Source organism: Kosakonia sp. BYX6, from assembly GCF_038449125.1.
Classification (GTDB): domain Bacteria; phylum Pseudomonadota; class Gammaproteobacteria; order Enterobacterales; family Enterobacteriaceae; genus Kosakonia; species Kosakonia calanthes.
The window spans coordinates 2,090,703-2,110,504 of record NZ_CP151800.1 but is presented as its reverse complement, the minus strand read 5'-3'; the positions used below and the strand labels follow the sequence as shown (position 1 = coordinate 2,110,504).

Here is a 19,802-nt window from a genome sequence, read left to right as displayed (position 1 = left end):
TAAAAATGTTTTCCGCAATGATTAATTGGGACAATCCTGATTCCGGGTATAATCCGGATTTTCAACCAGTACGTCTTTTGCCCGCTTATCTTGTGCTGAATTAACATCTACGCCGCAACTAAAAAACTATAATACGTACAACTCATGGCGCTTTTGAGAATTCGCTTTAGGCATTGTGAAGATATTTTTAGTCAAATACTCAATTAATCTTCAGGCGAAACGCTGATAAAGCGTTACTTCAATTCCCAAAACCAAATCTCTTTGCAGTTTGTGTGACATCCACTATTGCAGTCCATCATGTTGTCGCCCACGGGTTCAAGTAAATCAATATGGCCGCCACCGTAACCGACAATCTTGTGGAAATAAACAATGCCTTTGCGATTGCGTAATTTCCTCCCTGCTTCACGGATGTCGCTATATAATTCAGCCTTTCCAAACACATTTTGTTTATAGAGTTGATCAGCGAGAAGTTTAGCGCCCGGCTCTATCTTTTTACCTTTATATGGCCCGTCTTTAATGATGATGCGTCCGATAAAATCGATATTATTCTTCAGCAACGCCAAACTCATCCGCACGGCGCAAGTATTTTCGAAATCGGGGTTATCAGCTTTCAACTTTTTGTAGTCATAACCAATTTCTTTAAATAACTCCTCAGGGGAAAGAAAACCAGGGCGATGTTTTAAGGAAGAACGATGATAACGTTTAAGCTGTTCATATAGCGGCCTCATTTCTTGTTCTCCTTTTTGCACGGCATCAATTCAGTCATAGCATCAGAAATTGTTTTTGATGCGCGTTGTTTTCCTTTCTCTGCACTGAGATTTTCAAAATATGAGTAAAGATTTTCATGTATTGACGATGGCAGAAGCCGGTTATAGCCGCACCAGATTGTCCCCTCAGTCGTATCAAGTACCCCCAGCAGGTACATATCCGCTTTAATACGTTCGCGCTCGTTAGTTTTAGAAAACCAGGCATCAGCAAAACGTTGTGCGCTCATATTTACGTCGAAACCATTCAACAATGCAGGATCGCGAAGTAAATTTGTCGTTGAATCCTCTGGTAACGGATCCGCCTGAGGATATTGATAGGTTTTCGTCTCGGCAGACGCCAGAGCAGATAAAACCACCAGGCTGCCGGCAACCACTATATGCATTTTCATCACATATCCTTCTGTTTGTGAAAATGAATCCAGGCCGCAAGCGTTTTAATGCTTACGGCCTGCCAGGCTTACGCCTCTTTGGTTTTCAGCGACGGCAGTTTAGAAACCAGACGCAGAGAAACGGTCAGACCTTCCAGCTGATAGTGCGGACGCAGGAAGAATTTTGCTGCGTAGTAGCCTGGGTTGTCTTCGATTTCCTGAACCTGCACTTCCGCGGCCGCCAGCGGTTTACGCGCTTTGGTTTCCTGCGAAGAGTTAGCCGGGTCACCGTCGACGTAGTTCATTACCCAGTCGTTCAACCAACGTTCCATCTCATCGCGCTCGCGGAAGGAGCCAATTTTGTCGCGCACAATGCACTTCAGGTAGTGCGCGAAGCGACAGCAGGCGAACAGATAAGGCAGACGAGAAGCCAGACGTGCGTTGGCAGTTGCATCGGCGTCGTGATATTCGGTCGGTTTTTGCAGCGATTGCGCACCAATAAAGGCCGCGAAGTCAGAGTTTTTGCGATGGATCAGCGGCATAAAGCCGTTTTTCGCCAGTTCCGCTTCGCGACGGTCGCTGATGGCAATTTCGGTCGGGCATTTCATGTCCACGCCGCCGTCATCGCTCGGGAAGGTATGGCAAGGCAGGTTTTCTACCGCACCGCCAGATTCCACACCGCGAATGGAGGTGCACCAGCCGTATTCTTTGAAGGAGCGATTGATGTTCGTCGCCATGGCGTAAGCGGCATTGGCCCACGAGTAATTGTTGTGGTTCGCACCCTCGGTCTCTTCTTCGAAGTCGAAACTATCAACCGGGTTGGTGCGAATCCCGTACGGCAGACGCGACAAGAAGCGCGGCATCACCAGGCCCAGGTAACGCGCATCTTCAGATTCACGCAGCGAACGCCATGCGGCGTATTCGGTGTTCTGGAAGATTTTGGTCAAATCGCGCGGATTCGCCAGTTCCTGCCAGGACTCCATCTGCATTACGCTCGGTGCAGTGCCGGTGATAAACGGACAGTGCGCCGCCGCACCGATACGCGCCATTTCGCCAAGCAGCTCAACATCCTGCGGGCTGTGATCGAAGTAATAGTCGCCAACCAGGCAGCCAAACGGTTCGCCACCGAATTGACCATACTCTTCTTCGTAGATTTTTTTGAACAGCGGGCTTTGGTCCCAACCCACGCCTTTATAGCGCTTCAGGTTGCGGCCCAGTTCCTGCTTGGAGATGCTCATAAAGCGGATTTTCAGCATCTCATCGGTTTCGGTGTTATTCACCAGATGGCTCAAACCGCGCCACGCGCTTTCCAGTTTCTGGAACTCATCATGGTGAATAATCTGGTTGATCTGCTGTGACAGCTTCTCATCGATACCGGCAATCAGATTTTGAATGGTGCGATAAGTATCAGAAGAGAATGTGACGGTATTTTCAAGCGCCTGCTGCGCCAGAGTTTTCACCGCGCTTTCTACTGCCGAACGCGCCTGATCGGTTTTCGGGCGGAATTCTTTATTCAACAGCGAGCTAAATTCGTCCTGGCTAAAGGACTGCGCGCCCTGCTGCTGTTCATGTTGTTGAGAAGGATTGCTCATGAATTATTCCTCTTTACCTTGCGCGCTCTCGTCACTGTTCGGCAGCTGGCTGAGCGATTTCAGCAGTGTCGGATCTTGTAGCACTTTGGCAATCAGCTCTTCGGCACCGTTTTTACCGTCCATATAGGTCAGCAGGTTGGAAAGCTGGGTACGCGCTTCCAGCAGTTTGTTTAACGGTTCCACTTTGCGGGCAACAGCGTCCGGCAGGAAATCGTCCATGCTGTCGAAGGTTAAATCAACGTTCAGACGGCCTTCACCGGTCAGGGTGTTGTCGACGTTAAACGCCACGCGCGGTTTCAACGCTTTCATGCGTTCGTCGAAGTTGTCGACGTCGATTTCGAGGAATTTACGCTCCTCAATGGAGGGTAAGTTCTCCACCGGTTTCCCTACCAGATCCGCCATTACGCCCATCACAAACGGAAGCTGGATTTTGCGCTCCGCGCCGTAGACTTCCACGTCGTACTCGATCTGTACGCGCGGTGCGCGGTTGCGGGCGATAAATTTCTGACCACTGTTACTCATTGCCATGATGTTCTCCATCGAATATGCGCGGTGAAGGTTTGATGACAGACAACACGCCTGCCTTCATAACGCGGTTTGCGTCAGTCTTGACGCCCAAAGATGTTTTGCAACTGATTGACGCCGTCCGGTGCCAGATCGCGAATAATCTCCATAAAATCCAATTCGATTAACCGCTGTACACGGTCAATCATCAGCGGTGCGGGATGGCTGGGTTCATGCTGGGCGAAGTACTGTTTCACTTTTTCCAGCATCAATTGCGCATCCGCTCGCGTCGTGACCTGCGCACTGCGCCAGTCGGCATTCGCGGGTAGCGGCACTGCGGCTACAGGCTGTGATGCATTGCTTTCCTGTGTAGGTTGTTCTGACGTCTCTTGCTGCTCATCGCTACGGGAAGCGCGGCTGACACCTGCGACCATCCCGACGGTCTTGAGTAACTGTTCCATTTCCGGCACCCCGCTTTCGCCAAGTTGTTCCAGCAGCCATGTACGGATGGTTTGCAGACGCCCTTCGATTTGTCCGATAGCATCAATACCGGGCTGACCGCCGCGCGTCAGTTCATCAATCAGACGTACCCGTCCGCCGGGGTAGCCCGCACATTCTGTTTTACTGCCATCAAGCAGCGCCTGCGCGTCACGTAAGATCAGCTCGTCACCGTTGCTGCGTAACAAGATGCACTGGCGCAACGTGGTGGTGAGTGCGGATTTATCACTTAACCCGGCCAGCGCGTTAATACGATAAAACGGGTCGAATTCGCCGCCGTCGGTCAGGGATGGCCAAAGCTGATCCCAGTAGAGCGCCAGTGCTTGCCCGAGCAACATCAAACCATCAGCATAGCCTTCCAGCCCGCGACGTCGAGTCCAGGCATGAGTCAGCGCCATCATCACGCGGATATCTTTGGTCCGCGCCAGCAGCCCGGTGGCCAGTTTTTCCACGCGCGTCCAGTCGGCTGGTTCGGCGGGAATAATAGTGTTACCAAATTGCTGCTCGGCTTTGCCAAGACTCGCCTGTTCCATGGCCTGGAAATCGGCGTCGTACTCCAGGTTTTCACCGCACGGCTGCTCCGGGGCCACCGGAGCGAGTAAGGATTCAATAGTCATCCGCAACCTGCTTATTCTTCAAACATAGGTGGATACAGACCGTGACGTCCGGGTCTTGCGCCGCCCGCCGGGTCAAACAACAAGGTAAACAGCTGCCCGGTAAAATTACCGCTATGCACATGGGTATAAAGCGGGTAACCGTCGCTGCGGTTGGTCCACCAGAAACTGATCTGGCGCAGCGGATCGAAACATTCAGCGGCCTGTCGCCAGCCAATCGTTGATTCGCCATCGCCTTCGTAGCCAATGACATCAAGAATTTCCGAGCGCGTTTCCGGCTCCACCAGTTGTACCGGCGGAATGGAGAGCAGCGCCATGTCGAGCTGTTCCGGAGAGAAGCCATTGCGCACGGCATGTAACATGGTGCGGCCCAATTGCTCATACCAGTCACCGGCCTGAGCCAGATGGCGTGGCGTCCACTCCAGCGGGTTAATCGCCATCAGCGCGCAGAGCGGATACTGGCGGCCTACGCTGTCGCGCCCCGGTAATAAGCAGCCCATTTGTACCTGCTGCCCACCGAGCATCGGTGGCACAACAAAATTCCAGATAGGCGCATTGCTGAACTGCCGATCGCTGGCGCGCTGTTCTTCTTTTTGCCAGTTCATCAGCCCCACCTGAAACCAGTGGGACCATTGGCGCTGGAGAGCGTCAGGGAAACGGCGCTGTAAAAAATCGCCCGCACTGGGCAATTTTCCATACCAGCTAATTGCAAAAGTCGTAGTCATTAGGCGTTCCTTTGCAGTTCAAGGACATGCGAAACGGGGAAGCTGGAACGGGTTGCGGATACTATTAGGTGCAAATTCCAGTGTTACCTGATGCCCGTCAACCGTGAATGTCGCCTGGCGGCTCAGGCTACTGCTGCCAGGGCTCACGCGTGCTTTATCGAAAAAGCGATTCAACGCCCACGCACCGTTGGTGACCAGCGTCGCGGTCGTTCCGTTAGCTAAGCCCAATTGCATACGTACCTGGTTGGTTCCACCCGTTCCCGGCCAACTGACAATTTGTACTGCCTGCGGGCCGTGGCTGTAACGCAGTATCTGACCGTCAACATCGAGCGTCAGGTTCAGGATAGTGTTATCCATCCGCACCGTACGCACGGTGGTACGAAAAGAGGGGGTTGCGCTGCCGTTAGCAAAGAAGGCATCGCGAATTGATTGCGCCTGCTGAAATGGCACCAACACACCTTCGCTACCCGGTAATGTTTTACCGTCGATCCCGGGCATAAAGCGCCATGTCGACTGCGTGGTATCCACTTTATTGGTCAAATTATCGCGGAAGAAAACATCCATCAGGCCTGTGCCCGGTGCGAACATGCGCGCCAGATCGTCCGGCGTCACTTCGCTGTTGGCGGAACGTACCAGCGGGTAACGTCCGGCGATCGCCTGGCGACAGAAGCTGCCGACTTCGACGCTGATACGTTTACGCACATTGTCCAGATCCCGGCGTTGGGTATCGCTGCTGGCGCCCACCGCCATATTGCTGAACATGGTTTGTAATCCGCCAGGCAAGCGTCCGGCGCTGGCCTGCAAGCGACTGATGGCTTCACCACCTGGCGCTGGCATGCCGCTGTTGGCGGCATCTTGCACGGCAGTCAAGTAACGATAAAGCTCATCCACTTGTTTGAGGAAATCATCAAAGACGATGGTTTTGCCGCCTTTTTCCAACGGCTGAGCCAGTTCGATAATAGGCGCAAAATGCTCCGTCACGCGCTGTTCCGGCGTTTGATTGGCGGCGGCATTACCGGCTGCGGTTCCGTTCTCATGCTTACTGAACAACGATTCCAGCATCTGAGTTCCACGGTTGCCGCTCTCGGTGCTTTTCGCTTTCTCTTCTTCACCCGGTTCATCACGAGCCAGCTTGAGTTGCTGGCTGAGGTTCATCACCAGGCGGCGCAGCGGCGAGTTGTTACCGGACAGCAAACGCGCGGTGTTGATACGCTGATTCAGATCCGCACTGTTGTTCAACTGGATATCGCTTAAGAAGCTATCCCAGAGGGTGATAAAGTCGCGGGCATACAACTGGCGCACCGCGTTATCCGTCTGCTGTTTATCTTCCGGTTGCGTTGTCGCGCCCAGTACCCAGACATCATCTTCATGTAATGACGCGGTCACCGGTGCGATTTGCGCATTGAAGCTGTTCCAGTAACCGTCCGGCGTGTACAAACCCGGCAGCCCTTCATTCACCGGTTTGCCGCTTTTACGTGAAAACACCAGCTCGCTTTGCGGGCCACCCAGCGTCGCCAGCGACACCGGTTTTAAGTTTTCATCACGCACCAGCAAACGTTTCAGGCGACCATAAACGCGTGTTGAGAGCGGTTGCTGGTTGATTAGCGCCTGCTCGCGGCTGATCAACGTCTCATCTTTGGCATACGGTGAAGATTGAATTTGCAGTTCCAGCAGTTGCGAAAGATGCCATTCCAGTTGGCGAATCTGCGCTTTAGTCACATTTTGCGGCAGATTACGCTCCAGATTGAGCATCACCCACGAATGCAGGAACTTACCGTCATAATGTTTCGGCTGGTAGAGCATCTGGTAGGCTTTCAGCGCTTCATAGCTGTATTCCACATCGCTGCCATTGTCGTTACGTAGCCAGGTCGTGATGCGCATCGCCACTTCCGGCAGCAACATCTGTTGAAGTGCTTTTTGATACAGTGCTTGCGAAGCGTCAGAGACGTCATTCCCACGATACAACCCCATACGACGGGTAATCGGTGGGTTATTGATGTCGAACTCTTCACTTTGCGGCAGTGCGGAAAGGCCATTTAGCAGCGGTAGCAGCGCAAACAAATCGCCCTGTTGGCGGTTACGCAACGCTTTGATCTGCTGATCCAACGCTGGCACTTTTGCCTGCACTTCGTCGAGATAATCTTTGTTGTTGCCGTAACTGGTAAACCACAATGCGCTAATGATGATAAGCAGCGCCAGCAGTGCCGCATAACCAGACCAAATCACCGCCCGGCTACGCAGTTCCCACCAGCGGTTTTGCCCGGCAATGCCCGCTTCCTGGAAAATGACGTTTTGCAGCACATGTTTAATAAAGAAGCTTTGCCCTTTCCCACCCGGTACCGGCTCCTCTTTACTGACGGAGTCCCAGTTCTCGCCGGATTTCCCTTGCGGTAGAGACAATGCGCGGTTTAGCTCGCCCATTACGCGGTCAAACGGCAGGCCTTCCTGCGTACCGCTGGCAAAATAGATACCGCGTGGAGAGAACTCTGTTTCGAAGTTAGAACGCGCAAAAATGGTATTCAGATAATCAGAGAGCAGCGGGCGAAGTGCAGCGAACTCCTGCGGGAACAGGAAACATTCGGCGCGGGCCTGCGCGTCGCTTTCACGCAGTAACGTATCCGGCAGAGCCGCATCCAGCCGCTGTTGCAGCAATGCGAACTCCTGAAGAAAACTGCCTTGCAGATCGAAGTCCGCCAGTTTGGCTTTTTCCCACGGGAACGTGAAGCCCCAGATTTGGTCACGTTGCGCTTTATCAAAGCCCGCAAAGTAAGCACGAAAGCCTTTCAGCAAGTCCGCTTTAGTGACCAGCACATACACCGGGAAGCGGATACCCAATTGTTCGTGCAGTTCGGTCAGACGCTGGCGTAGGTTTAGCGCTTGTTCACGGGAGGCTTCTGCCGATTGAGTCAGCAGATCGGCAATGCTGATGGTGACGATGACGCCGTTGATCGGCTGACGACGGCGATATTTTTGCAGCAGACCGAGGAACTTCGTCCATTCACTCGCATCCTGAACTTGCTCGCTCTCCTGCGTGGTGTAACGCCCGGCGGTGTCCAGCAGCACGGCTTCATTGGTAAACCACCAGTCGCAGTTGCGCGTCCCGCCAATCCCGCGCAGCGCGGTTTTACCAAACCGGTCGGCGAGGGGGAATTGCAGGCCAGAGTTCACGAGTGCCGTAGTTTTACCGGAACCGGGGGCGCCAATAATCACATACCACGGTAATTGATAGAGGTATTGCGTACTGAAACGCTGTGCCCACTGACCGCGATGACCAGGTTGATTGAAGTGCGCCTTTTTCAGCACCTGTGCCGCTTCTTCGAAACGTTCGTTCAGCACCTGATCGTCGTTCGTCAGGCGATGACGTTCGCCAGGATCTTTCGCCTCGTCACTTTTCAGGTTGTCCATCAGCTTACGGTTGAGCCAGGCGTTATACAGGCGCGGCACAATGTGGCTGTGAACCCAAATCAGGTACATCACCGCAATGGTTATCATGCGGTTTTGCTCTGACTCAAGCGGGCGGGAATCCACGACAGAGAGCAACGGACCAATCATCCAGATAACAGCAGCCAGCCCCGTTACGCCAAGGAACCCCCACAAAATGCGGTTGGTCAGCAATGAAAGCAACATATTCATCCTTAGTTTCCTTGCAGCAATCCGTTCAGCTCGGCGGCCGTATTATCCGGCGACACCAGCAAAGTAATTTCGACACGGCGGTTACGCGCGCGGTTTTCAGCCGTGTTGTTTGGCGCGATCGGGTTCATCTCCCCTCGCCCTTCGGCTTTCACGCGTTCTGGCTGCGAAAGGTGTTTTTGCAGCAGCGACTGTACCGAACGCGCACGTTCCAGTGATAACTCATAATTTGACGGGAAGCGCGCGCTGCGAATCGGCACGTTATCGCTATAGCCGACGACCAGAATTCTGCCGCTGACGTTGTTCATCGCTTGCGCGACGCGGTCGATAACCGGCTCGTAGCTTTCACGCGCGACCGTCGAACCAGAGGTAAACAAACCATCGCCTTTTAATGTCACGACGCTGCGGTCGGCTTCATCCCGCACAGCCACCAAACCGGCCTGAATTTCAGGACGCAAGAACGCGCGCAAATTGAGAACTGGCGGCACATTTTGTACAGGCTGTTGGATTGAGGCTTCGGGCAATGAGGTCTGATAGATTTTTGCCAGTACCGGGCTGGTGCTGTCGCCCAGACGCCAGTTGAGGACAATATAGAACAGACACGCCAGGAAACCTGCCAGGCCAACGCACGCCCACAAAGGGATCACCGGACGCCACAGCTTGCGCATGACCGGTTGATCTTCCGGGTGCGGTGAGAGCGGCGGCGGATAGTTACCACGCACGCCGCGGATCATTTGCCATAGGCGTTGTTTGATGGTTTCAAGCTGCGTACGACCGTTGTCCATTACACGGTAACGCCCTTCGAAGCCCAGCAGCAGACAGAAATTGATCAGTTCCAGCAGCGCAATATGTTCGCGCGGGTTTTGCGACAAACGCGCAAGTAACTGGAAGAACTTTTCACCGCCCCAGGTTTCATTGTGAAACGTTACCAACAAACCACTGCCGGACCAGACGCCACGGCTTCCCCACGGCGTGAGTGCGGCGGCTTCATCCAGCGCGGTGCATAAACAGTAACGCGCGCCAACGATAACCTCATAAGCCAGACCCGATTGCTGGCAGCGCACTTCAAAACGGCGGATTTCATCAATCAGGTGCTGACGCAGACCGCTTTGATCGTCATGAGAGACCGAATAGCGGATCTGCGGTATCGCGTTGAGCAGCGGGTTAGCGGCTGCAACTAACGGATTATTGCCACTTGCTCCTGCCAGGGTGGCATCGCTGCCGGAGGCATGTTGTTCCTGCATATTGTGCGCTCGCTGTGTTATTCAGTCGGGCTACGGATGGCCCAAAACTCCATATCAAGACCCGGGAATTCGCCCGCCAGATGCAGTGCGAACGCGCCCGATTTTTCCATTTCGTTCCAGAGCTCGCCGCCTTTTTCCAACTCGAAATAGTTGTAACCGGCATGCCATGGAATTTGCGGCGGTGCGACAGGCATGGCGCGCAGCATCATGCCCGGCAGTTGTAGCTGAACCAGGTCGCGGATTTTGGTGACGGGCGCCACTTTCATCTGCGCCGGGAAATGGGTTTGCAGGATCTCGCCAGGAACGCTGGCCTTGACTGCCAGCACAAAACCAAACTCGCGCGCCATGGTGGTGGTCGGCAAAGTCGCAATATTCAGACCGTGCGTCCGTTCGGTCAGCGGCAGCTGGATAGCGTGCTCTTCCATGACCAGCGACAGGCCCTGGCGTAGCATCAATTGCAATTTGCTGAAGCAACCGGCGAGATCGTCATGGTCATAGACTGGCAGTGACTCGTCGGGAGAGCGGGATGCCGTCCATGTAGTTAGCTCGGTGGCAAACGCCAGCCAGCTGCGCCATAACTCTTCCGGATGGATCATCGGCAGCGTTTTTAAATGAGAGATCTGCCCAACATGATGATTGATCAACGCCAGCAGCGTGAACTCCACCATTTCAGAGGTGTTAAAACGCCCCGGCTGGCGCAGACGTTGGCCAATTTGCTGGCTACGTTGCACCAGCAGGCTTTGCAGATCGTTGATGGTTGCGTAGAGCGAAGCGCTGTTAACGGCGTTCAACATCGGCGGGATATAGCGGCTATCGATGCGTACTTGGTTATCGTTGCGTTTTTCGAGCACGTGCGCCACGCCAATGGCTGTCCACTCGGCGCTGAGATCTTTTTCCAGCATCAGCTTGAGGCGCAAGCGCCCAAACTGCACCGCCGCAGGGCCGACCGACATGGCGTTGTCGTCATCGACTTCGCTTTCCCAGGTGATATAACGCGCCAGAGAATCTTTCTCTTCGCTGAATATCACTTCATCACGCCCACCACGGCGGGCAGGCAGCGCAAGAACAACACGTTCATTGCTGATGTTATCCGGGATCGCCAACGGTGTAGGTGCCTGGCGGGCATCATTGAATGAGAAGAATGTACCGTCTGGTAGCAAGCCGCTGGCATAGCTTAATGCAATGCAGCCCTGGCGAAGCATGGCGTCGTCCAGCTCGATATCAAGGTAGCCCCAAAGATATGGGCGCTGCAGTGTCCCCCACTCGCGAATATGATGCTGCAAGTAGCTTTCCGCACGCTGAAAGTGATGAGGGCGCAGAAACATACCTTCGGTCCAGACGACCTTTTCTGCTTTGTTCATACTGTTTTCCTGTTCGGGATGGCGCTATTTGGAAATCACGCGTATTCCGTTAATGTCGAGAAAGATGTTGGCTTCCAACTCATCCGACGACGATTTCCAGAATTCATAAAAATGCGACTCTCCCTGAACCGGAAGAGGCAAGGACATCCGCCATTTTTTGCCGTCCAGTGACTGATACTCTGCCATCACCCCGATATAACGCGCTTCCGGCGAACTTTTACCGCTCAGCGTTTTAGATAACTGACCGGGCATCAGGAAAAATTCATCACTGTTCAGCAGATTGGCACCCAGCACGGTATCCGCGTTGTTTTGCAGTGACCAGAAGTCAGCGGACATAAACGTCGCGTCTGATTTCAATAACAACACCCTGACTTTGAGGGGAGCGGACTCATTGATTTGCGGATGAGCCCTGAACTGAAGGTTATAGCTGGTAGGTACGCTGTGTGAAGATGAACCACAACCGCTGGCCAGGGTGGCCAGCACAAAGAAAAACGCCAGGCTAATCTGGCGTACAAACGAATTATTATTCATAACAGGTACTCATCACGGCTGGATTAATCGATGATCCAGGTCCCAGAGTTAGCGTTTTTGCAGGCTTTGCCACTGCCATCAACCGTTACGCAGGTTTGTTTTTTACGAATAACTTTGCGTCTGTCTTTACGCAATGTTTGTTCGTACAGATCGCTTTTTACCACCGCGCGCATTGGCACATAGCCAATCAGCTCTTCCTGACCTTCATCGGCCAGCGCCATCCAGAAATGTTCAACCTGTCCCAATACGACATAGGTTTTACCGGCTTCCAGTTGACGAATCACTTTGCCGCCGAAATCCGGTGTGCTCATTACCGATGACGGATAAAGTGCGCGATAGTCTTGCTTAACAGGTTGGAATTCCTTCGGTGGAAGGACTGCATAACGGTGGGTCAGTGTCACGCCATTGACTTCACTGGTAACAATGGTGTCATCGGACGGGGTGGGTTTCGGCTTAGGTACACAACCGGTAACGCCAAAAACAAAAAGAAGAGCCAATACGATTCGCATGTTCATAGGGTTTGTTCCATTGCAAATATATTACTGTGTTGACGTAGCGCGTTCTGGAAAGGGGAATTTAAATCGCTCAAAATGACTCAATTCCTTGTCCGATAAACGACCCGATAATGAATAAAACGCATAGCTACCGCACGAGCCTGTCACTATGGAAGGCAGCAATAATATTACTTTTCATTGATTATCGTGACATGATTTTACAGATCAGATAATTCAATTCAATATGATCTCCGACCTGTTGAAATACTATTATTTAATTCTTTTGCAAATTAGGATAAATCTCAAGAAATAATTTCACTTAAGATGAGAAACAATAAAGATACATTTGAAAAACATTAACCACTTAAGAGATCCATTGCTAACTACATGAATATTAATAAATATTTTATATGATTTCTTAGTAGCACATACTCGGAATTATGGGATAAGAGTAGTCCTAAAAATTAAAATCGTGCAATCAATACTACAATATTTGGTAGTTATTATTCCAGAACGAATGCAAGGACTTTGCAGTGAATGGGGTTATTTCGGAGTTTTCTTTGCATCAGATAAAATATATCTTGCCGAAATGAATGATATTCACCAATCAGTATAGTCACGCACAAAACTATTTCTTTTCTAAAACGCCAATAGTTGCCTAACAAAACATTTTGCGTATGAAACTGTTTAGCAAGACTACATTTCAATATATCAATAATAAATGAAACCATTCAGCAGAAGTGATTCTGCGCGATTTCGGGTGATTTTTAGCCTTTAGGGCAATTTGATCGCAATTAAACGTAGTCCGTTTTTTAAGCTGAGAACGATGATGTGTTCATTTTTGAAAGAAAGCCCCCCTTTTTATTGCCTCCCCTCACAGCCAGACGGGTAATTTGTCTGGAATCACGTAAAATGCCAAACGCGACACACGAATTATCTGATATTCGACTATGGTTTTGGTCAAGGTTGATTGCAACAGCACTGTTGCCCGCCAGCTAAGGAGAAATCGATGATACGACCTGTTCTGCGCCAGCCGCGCACCCTGTTTTTAGTTATGCAACTCGCGTTGGGTGGAGCATTACTTGCTGTTGTTCCCCATTCTTTTGCCGATGAACCACAAAATCAGCCACAGTCACCAGATATTCTGCTGGGTCCGTTATTTAACGATGTGCAGACCGCAAAATTATTTCCCGATCAAAAAACCTTTGCTGATGCCGTACCTAAAGGCGACCCGCTGATGATCCTTGCGGATTACCGCATGCAGCGTAATCAAACGAGCTTTGATTTACGCCACTTCGTTAATGTGAATTTCACGCTGCCTAAAGAGGGAGAAGCGTATGTGCCGCCGGAAGGACAAAACCTTCGCGAGCACATTGATGGGTTGTGGACTGAACTGACGCGTACAACAGATAGCGCAGGGAAATGGGATTCTCTGTTGCCGTTGCCGAAATCTTATGTCGTTCCTGGCGGGCGTTTCCGTGAAGTCTATTATTGGGACAGCTATTTCACGATGCTCGGTCTCGCCGAAAGCGGGCACTGGGACAAAATTGAAGATATGGTCACCAACTTCGCCCATGAGATCGATACCTGGGGCCATATTCCGAACGGCAACCGCACTTATTATTTAAGCCGTTCCCAACCCCCCTTCTTCTCCTTAATGGTTGAATTACTGGCAACGCACGATGGCGATGACGCGCTGAAAACCTGGCTGCCGCAAATGGAGAAAGAGTATCGCTACTGGATGGAAGGTGCCGATACCCTGCAACCCGGCCAGGCGAGTAAGCGTGTTGTCAAACTGAGCGACGGCACTGTGCTGAACCGTTACTGGGACGATCGTGACACACCGCGCCCGGAATCCTGGCTGGATGATGTGACCACAGCGAAAAACAACCCTAATCGACCTGCAACCGACATTTATCGCGATTTGCGCTCCGCCGCCGCATCAGGTTGGGATTTTAGTTCTCGCTGGATGGACGATCCAAACCAGCTTGGCACCATTCGCACCACCAGCATTGTGCCGGTTGATCTGAATGCCTTGATGTTCAAGATGGAAAAAATGCTGGCTCGTGGTTACCAGGCCGCGGGCGATACGGCCAAAGCCAACCAGTATGATTCGCTGGCCAATGCGCGACAAAAAGGCATCGAAGCCAATCTGTGGAATGAAAAAGAGGGTTGGTACGCCGATTACGATCTGAAGACCAACAAAGTGCGTAATCAGCTGACCGCTGCCGCGCTCTACCCGCTATTCGTCAATGCGGCGGCGAAAGATCGCGCAGATAAAGTCGCAGCGGCAACACAGGCGCGTCTGTTGAAACCGGGCGGCATTTCGACCACCACCGTCAATAGCGGCCAGCAATGGGATGCACCAAACGGCTGGGCGCCACTGCAATGGGTCGCCACCGCCGGTCTGCAAAATTACGACCATAAAAAGCTGGCGATGAATGTGAGCTGGCGCTTCCTCAGCAATGTGCAGCACACCTACGATCGCGAGAAGAAACTGGTCGAGAAATACGATGTCAGCAGCACCGGAACGGGCGGCGGCGGTGGAGAATACCCTCTGCAGGATGGTTTCGGCTGGACGAACGGCGTGACGCTGAAAATGCTCGATCTGATCTGTCCGAAAGAGAAACCGTGCGACAGCGTGCCGCAAACAGAACCAGCTCAGGCCACATCCCCAGCACCAGCAACGGAACCTGCCGCACAAAAAATGGCGCAGTAAATCACACCGACAAAAAAAGGCCGCAACTGCTTGCGGCCTTTTTTACGCATTCACTTATTTGAACGTTAATTCCTGCGTAGCAATCTGAAGATAGCCAATACCACGATTGCGCCAATCACCGCGATAATAAAGCTATGCATGTTGAACCCGGTAATGTCGCCACCGTAACCAAACTGGGTGGCGAGCCAACCACCGACTACCGCCCCTACAATCCCCAGCACACAAGTCAAAATAAAACCACCGCCATCGCGTCCTGGCATAATGAATTTGGCGATAATTCCGGCAATCAGACCAAAAATAATCCACGAAAGAATACCCATATTCACTCTCTCCTTCTGTTTATGTCGTGTACACGTACTCACCACAACGGCAGTGCGCTGGCTAAAGTATAGAAGCCTCTCCTAAAAACATTTTCAACTCACAGACTTAATTCAAACCCAATGTAAAAAAATTGCATCGTTTGTATTAAGTTTTGGCATAAATTGCCGATAAAGCATCGACGGTGTGTCAGTCATCAAGGAGCCATTCGGCGTGAGCAATTACAGTGAGCAGTTCCTGAAACAAAATCCTTTGGCCGTGCTGGGTGTGTTACGCGACCTGCAAAAAAACCAGGTGCCTGTTTGCATCACCTGGGGCAGCGGTCAATTCATTAGCAAGATACTGGAAGTAAATCCAGAAGAGCTGGTGATGGATTTTGGCAGTCAGGATTACGAAAATAATGCAGTACAGCGCGCCGGGAAGGTAACCATTACCGCAGAAACGCATGGCGCAAAAGTCGAATTCACACTGAATAAGCTCACTTCGGGCGATTTTCAGGCATTGCCTGCCTTCATTACTCCTCTTCCGGAAACGCTGTGGTTTATCCAGCGCCGGGAATATTTTCGCATCAGTGCCCCGCTCCACCCGGCCTATTTCTGCAAAGCAACGATGCCGGATAAAAGCCAAATCCGCTTTCGTCTGTTCGATCTGTCATTAGGCGGTATGGGCGCGTTACTGGATGGCGAACTGCCTGAAACGCTACAACCGGGAATGCGCTTTACTCAGGTTGAGCTGGATATGGCGTCATGGGGGCAATTCTATTTTGATGCGCAGCTGATTGCGATTGGTGAGAGAAAAGTGGTCGACGGGAAGAATGAAACAATAGTGACGCCGCGACTGAGTTTCCGCTTTCTGAATGTTAGCCCCGGTGTTGAGCGCGAGCTCCAGCGCATTATTTTTGCCCTGGAGCGCGAGGCGCGCGAACGCGCCAGTCGGGTGCGCTAATTACATCGCATCCATCGCTTTTTGTACTTTCCAAATATAGCGCGGCGCTTGTGGCGCGGGATGTTCATCCGCCACGTGCTTCAAAAAGGCGTCAGCGCTTAAATCATTTATCTCTTCAATAGCTTCGCTTCGGTTCGAAGAGAAGGTTCGCAATAACGCGCCTGCGCCATTAACGTAAGAGACCACCAAAGCATATTGCATGACTTGCGGATCGCGAATGCCCGCCAGCGCGCCATGTTCAAGAATGCTCAGATAGGCAGCGCCCATTGAAATATTGCGCTCCGGGTTTTTCAGCTCGCTTGTCGAAGGTTGTCCGCTCCAGCCCATATGGCGATAAACTTCACGGCCAGCCGTCGACGCTTTTAACTGCATCAACCCCACGGCATTGGACTTGCTCACCAGTTCCGGGTTACCGCCTGATTCCACTGCAATCATAGCGGTCAATAACCGAGGACTCACGCCCCACGCCGCACCAGCTTTTTCACTGATTGGCATCCACTGCATGGCACGTTTCACCGGCACTTCCGGGTTCCAGTCCGGGCTACGGTAATCCTGCTTTGAGCTACATCCGGCAAGCAGAACGACTAAAAAAGCAAACCATCTTAATTTCACGCCAAAAAATCCTTATTTGAGTATTCATCGCTGCGGATGACAACGACACAGGTTAGCGGCATGATAACCGTTTGTGTATAGATGTCAGCAAGGAAATGCCATGCCCACCTTCCACTTGATTGCCCCTTCCGGTTACTGCTTAAACCAACGCGCGGCGGCGCGCGGCGTCGAACGGCTCGCACAACAGGGCCATCAAATCGAAAACCTGCAAGTGATTACCCGGCGTGACGAACGCTTTGCCGGCAGCGATTCACAGCGGCTGGCGGATATCAATGCACTGGCGCAGTTGACGGGCGATAACATCATTGTGATGCCGGTGCGCGGCGGCTACGGCGCCAGCCGTCTGCTTGCCGATATCGACTGGCAGGCGCTAGTAGCGCGCCAGCAACAGCCGCAGCCGCAGCCGCTGGTGATTTGCGGTCACAGCGATTTCACCACTATTCAGTTAGGGTTACTGGCCACGGGTAATGTCATTACCTTCAGCGGGCCGATGTTGGCGGGCAACTTTGGCGCAGAAACGCTGGATGCGTTCACTGTTGAGCACTTCTGGCGCGCCATAAGCAATGAAACTTTTAGCGTAGAGTGGAATGGCGAAGGCCCACAGTGTCATGCCGAAGGAACATTGTGGGGGGGAAACCTGGCAATGTTGGTATCGCTTATCGGCACGCCATGGTTGCCCTCAATGCCGGGCGGTATTTTGGTGGTCGAGGACATCAATGAGCACCCTTATCGCGTTGAGCGCATGCTGTTGCAACTATTTCACGCAGGAATTCTGGCACAGCAGCGGGCGCTGATCCTCGGCAGTTTTTCTCACGCAAAGCCCAATGAGTATGATGCGGGCTACAATCTTAATAAGATGGTGGAATATCTGCGCAAGCATCTGGCTATCCCGGTGATCACCGGTCTGCCCTTCGGCCATGAGCCACAAACCGTCACGTTGCCTTTAGGCGCACACGCCATATTGCAACATGCTGAAAAATCGCAATTGATACTTTCAGGCCATCCCACAATCTCGGCATAAAAAAAGTGCTTAATGCCCTTATTAAAACGCTGTTTCTGCCGTTATTATAATATGCAGTTATAAATCCAGGCGGCAGACGCGGTCTGGATCCCTACGGTGAGGATAAGGAGAAGCATAACATTGGACGCTGAGGCGATAATCAGTCTGTTTATTCTGGGTTCAGTTCTTGTAACCTGCAGTATTTTATTGAGTTCTTTCTCATCCCGCCTTGGTATTCCGATTCTGGTCATCTTTCTTGCAATAGGCATGTTAGCCGGTGTTGACGGTATCGGTGGTATTCCGTTCGATAACTATCCTTTCGCTTACATGGTCAGTAACCTGGCGCTGGCGATTATTTTACTCGACGGCGGCATGCGTACTCGCGCCAGCTCCTTTCGCGTCGCGCTTGGCCCTGCACTCTCCCTCGCCACCATTGGCGTGCTGGTGACATCCGGTTTAACCGGCATGATGGCCGCCTGGCTGTTCAAGCTCAATATCATGGAAGGCTTTCTGATCGGCGCGATTGTCGGCTCGACCGATGCGGCGGCGGTGTTTTCCCTGCTCGGCGGCAAAGGGCTTAACGAACGTGTCGGTTCAACGCTTGAAATCGAATCCGGCAGTAACGATCCGATGGCAGTGTTTCTCACCATTACGCTTATCGAAATGATCCAAAAACATAAAGCCGATCTCGACCTGATGTTCCTCGTGCATATCGTGCAGGAGTTTGGTCTCGGCATTCTGCTCGGTGGCGCAGGAGGTTATCTGCTACAGCAGATGATCAATCGCATCGCGCTGCCGCCTGGTCTTTATCCCTTGCTGGCATTGAGCGGCGGTATCCTGGTGTTTTCTTTAACCACTGCTCTGCACGGTAGCGGCATTCTGGCGGTTTATTTATGTGGCTTCGTGCTGGGCAATCGCCCGATTCGTAACCGTTTCGGAATTTTGCAGAACTTCGATGGTCTGGCCTGGCTGGCGCAAATCGCCATGTTCCTTGTGCTCGGCCTGCTGGTGACCCCTTCCGACTTGTTGCCGATTGCAGCTTCTGCGCTGATTTTGTCCGCGTGGATGATTTTTGTTGCTCGCCCGCTGTCGGTGTTCGCCAGTTTGCTGCCGTTTCGCGGCTTTAACCTGCGCGAACGTATCTTTATCAGTTGGGTCGGCCTGCGCGGCGCGGTGCCGATTATTCTTGCCACGTTCCCGATGATGGCCGGGCTGGATCACGCCCGTCTGTTCTTTAACGTTGCTTTCTTCGTGGTGCTGATTTCTCTACTGTTCCAGGGAACATCGCTATCATGGGCGGCGAAAAAAGCCAAAGTGGTAGTGCCGCCAGTTGGCTGGCCGGTTTCCCGCGTTGGGCTCGATATTCACCCGGAAAACCCGTTCGAGCAGTTTGTTTATCAACTGAGTGCAGATAAATGGTGTGTTGGCGCGGCGCTGCGTGATTTGCATATGCCGGAAGAGACGCGTATTGCGGCGTTGTTTCGCGATAACAGCCTGTTGCACCCCACCGGGAGCACCCGCCTGCGCGAAGGCGATGTGCTGTGCGTAATTGGGCGCGAAAAAGATCTGCCTGCGCTCGGCAAACTGTTTAGCCAGTCGCCGCCGGTGTCACTGGATCAGCGTTTCTTCGGTGATTTTATTCTCGAAGCGGATGCCAAATTTGCCGATGTGGCGTTGATCTACGGTCTCGAAGAGGGGCTGGAGCATCGCGATAACCAGCAAACGCTGGGCGATATCGTGCAGCAACTGCTTGGCGCCGCGCCAGTTGTCGGCGACCAGGTGGAATTTGCCGGGATGATTTGGACCGTTGCGGAAAAAGCCGACAACGCGGTATTGAAAGTCGGTGTCAGAGTCGCGGAAGACGAGGCGGAGTGACCGCC

General features: G+C 52.3%; 17 protein-coding genes. 4 read left to right on the top strand and 13 right to left on the bottom strand.

Features of this window, described 5'->3' with window-relative positions:
• Positions 1-233 precede the first annotated feature (233 nt).
• The 11 genes from AAEY27_RS09950 to AAEY27_RS09900 all read right to left on the bottom strand — a co-directional run bounded on the left by AAEY27_RS09950 (position 234) and on the right by AAEY27_RS09900 (position 12,349).
• On the bottom strand, positions 234-749 hold the full coding sequence (locus tag AAEY27_RS09950) for a T6SS effector amidase Tae4 family protein (protein WP_342325047.1): 516 nt from the start codon (positions 747-749) through the stop codon (positions 234-236).
• Entirely contained in the window at positions 725-1,156 is a 432-nt protein-coding gene (locus AAEY27_RS09945; protein ID WP_342325045.1) for a Rap1a/Tai family immunity protein, read from the bottom strand. Before AAEY27_RS09945 ends, AAEY27_RS09950 begins: the two co-directional genes overlap by 25 nt.
• A gap of 68 nt (positions 1,157-1,224) precedes the next feature.
• On the bottom strand, positions 1,225-2,727 hold the full coding sequence (gene tssC / locus AAEY27_RS09940; protein ID WP_342325043.1) for a type VI secretion system contractile sheath large subunit: 1,503 nt from the start codon (positions 2,725-2,727) through the stop codon (positions 1,225-1,227).
• A gap of 3 nt (positions 2,728-2,730) precedes the next feature.
• Positions 2,731-3,255 (bottom strand): type VI secretion system contractile sheath small subunit, encoded by a 525-nt coding sequence (gene tssB / locus AAEY27_RS09935; protein ID WP_342325041.1) that lies wholly within the window; start codon positions 3,253-3,255, stop codon positions 2,731-2,733.
• Between the two features lie 74 nt (positions 3,256-3,329).
• Positions 3,330-4,346 carry a type VI secretion system protein TssA gene (gene tssA / locus AAEY27_RS09930; protein ID WP_342325040.1) on the bottom strand — a complete coding sequence of 339 codons (1,017 nt, stop codon included), beginning with the start codon at positions 4,344-4,346 and terminating at the stop codon, positions 3,330-3,332.
• 11 nt (positions 4,347-4,357) lie between these two features.
• A complete protein-coding gene (tagF, locus tag AAEY27_RS09925; protein WP_342325038.1) occupies positions 4,358-5,068 on the bottom strand; it encodes a type VI secretion system-associated protein TagF in 711 nt (236 codons plus the stop codon).
• Positions 5,069-5,086: 18 nt separating this feature from the next.
• On the bottom strand, positions 5,087-8,701 hold the full coding sequence (gene tssM / locus AAEY27_RS09920) for a type VI secretion system membrane subunit TssM (RefSeq protein WP_342325036.1): 3,615 nt from the start codon (positions 8,699-8,701) through the stop codon (positions 5,087-5,089).
• Positions 8,702-8,703: 2 nt separating this feature from the next.
• On the bottom strand, positions 8,704-9,942 hold the full coding sequence (locus tag AAEY27_RS09915; protein ID WP_342325034.1) for a DotU family type VI secretion system protein: 1,239 nt from the start codon (positions 9,940-9,942) through the stop codon (positions 8,704-8,706).
• A gap of 17 nt (positions 9,943-9,959) precedes the next feature.
• Positions 9,960-11,303: a type VI secretion system baseplate subunit TssK gene (tssK, locus tag AAEY27_RS09910; protein WP_342325032.1), complete on the bottom strand. Its 1,344-nt coding sequence runs from the start codon at positions 11,301-11,303 to the stop codon at positions 9,960-9,962.
• 24 nt (positions 11,304-11,327) lie between these two features.
• The gene (gene tssJ / locus AAEY27_RS09905; protein WP_342325030.1) at positions 11,328-11,834 is read right to left on the bottom strand and encodes a type VI secretion system lipoprotein TssJ; all 507 of its coding nucleotides are present in this window, start codon (positions 11,832-11,834) and stop codon (positions 11,328-11,330) included.
• A 23-nt stretch (positions 11,835-11,857) separates the two neighbouring features.
• Positions 11,858-12,349, bottom strand: coding sequence for an SH3 domain-containing protein (locus tag AAEY27_RS09900; protein WP_342325028.1), 492 nt, complete (start codon positions 12,347-12,349; stop codon positions 11,858-11,860).
• Between the two features lie 988 nt (positions 12,350-13,337).
• Here AAEY27_RS09900 and AAEY27_RS09895 point away from each other — a divergent pair.
• Complete coding sequence (locus tag AAEY27_RS09895; protein WP_342325026.1) at positions 13,338-15,047, top strand: alpha,alpha-trehalase; 1,710 nt, start codon at positions 13,338-13,340, stop codon at positions 15,045-15,047.
• Positions 15,048-15,112: 65 nt separating this feature from the next.
• Here the strand turns inward: AAEY27_RS09895 and AAEY27_RS09890 are convergent, their stop codons facing one another.
• The gene (locus tag AAEY27_RS09890) at positions 15,113-15,367 is read right to left on the bottom strand and encodes a GlsB/YeaQ/YmgE family stress response membrane protein (RefSeq protein ID WP_342325024.1); all 255 of its coding nucleotides are present in this window, start codon (positions 15,365-15,367) and stop codon (positions 15,113-15,115) included.
• 211 nt (positions 15,368-15,578) lie between these two features.
• Here AAEY27_RS09890 and ycgR point away from each other — a divergent pair, with 211 nt between their 5' ends.
• Positions 15,579-16,310 (top strand): flagellar brake protein YcgR, encoded by a 732-nt coding sequence (ycgR, locus tag AAEY27_RS09885; RefSeq protein WP_342325022.1) that lies wholly within the window; start codon positions 15,579-15,581, stop codon positions 16,308-16,310.
• On the opposite strand, the gene emtA is transcribed toward ycgR, so the two are convergent.
• The gene (gene emtA, locus AAEY27_RS09880) at positions 16,311-16,922 is read right to left on the bottom strand and encodes a membrane-bound lytic murein transglycosylase EmtA (RefSeq protein WP_342325020.1); all 612 of its coding nucleotides are present in this window, start codon (positions 16,920-16,922) and stop codon (positions 16,311-16,313) included.
• A gap of 100 nt (positions 16,923-17,022) precedes the next feature.
• On the opposite strand from emtA, the gene ldcA reads away from it, so the two are divergent.
• Entirely contained in the window at positions 17,023-17,943 is a 921-nt protein-coding gene (gene ldcA, locus AAEY27_RS09875) for a muramoyltetrapeptide carboxypeptidase (protein WP_342325019.1), read from the top strand.
• A 120-nt stretch (positions 17,944-18,063) separates the two neighbouring features.
• Positions 18,064-19,797, top strand: coding sequence for a potassium/proton antiporter (locus AAEY27_RS09870; RefSeq protein WP_342325017.1), 1,734 nt, complete (start codon positions 18,064-18,066; stop codon positions 19,795-19,797).
• Positions 19,798-19,802 lie beyond the last annotated feature (5 nt).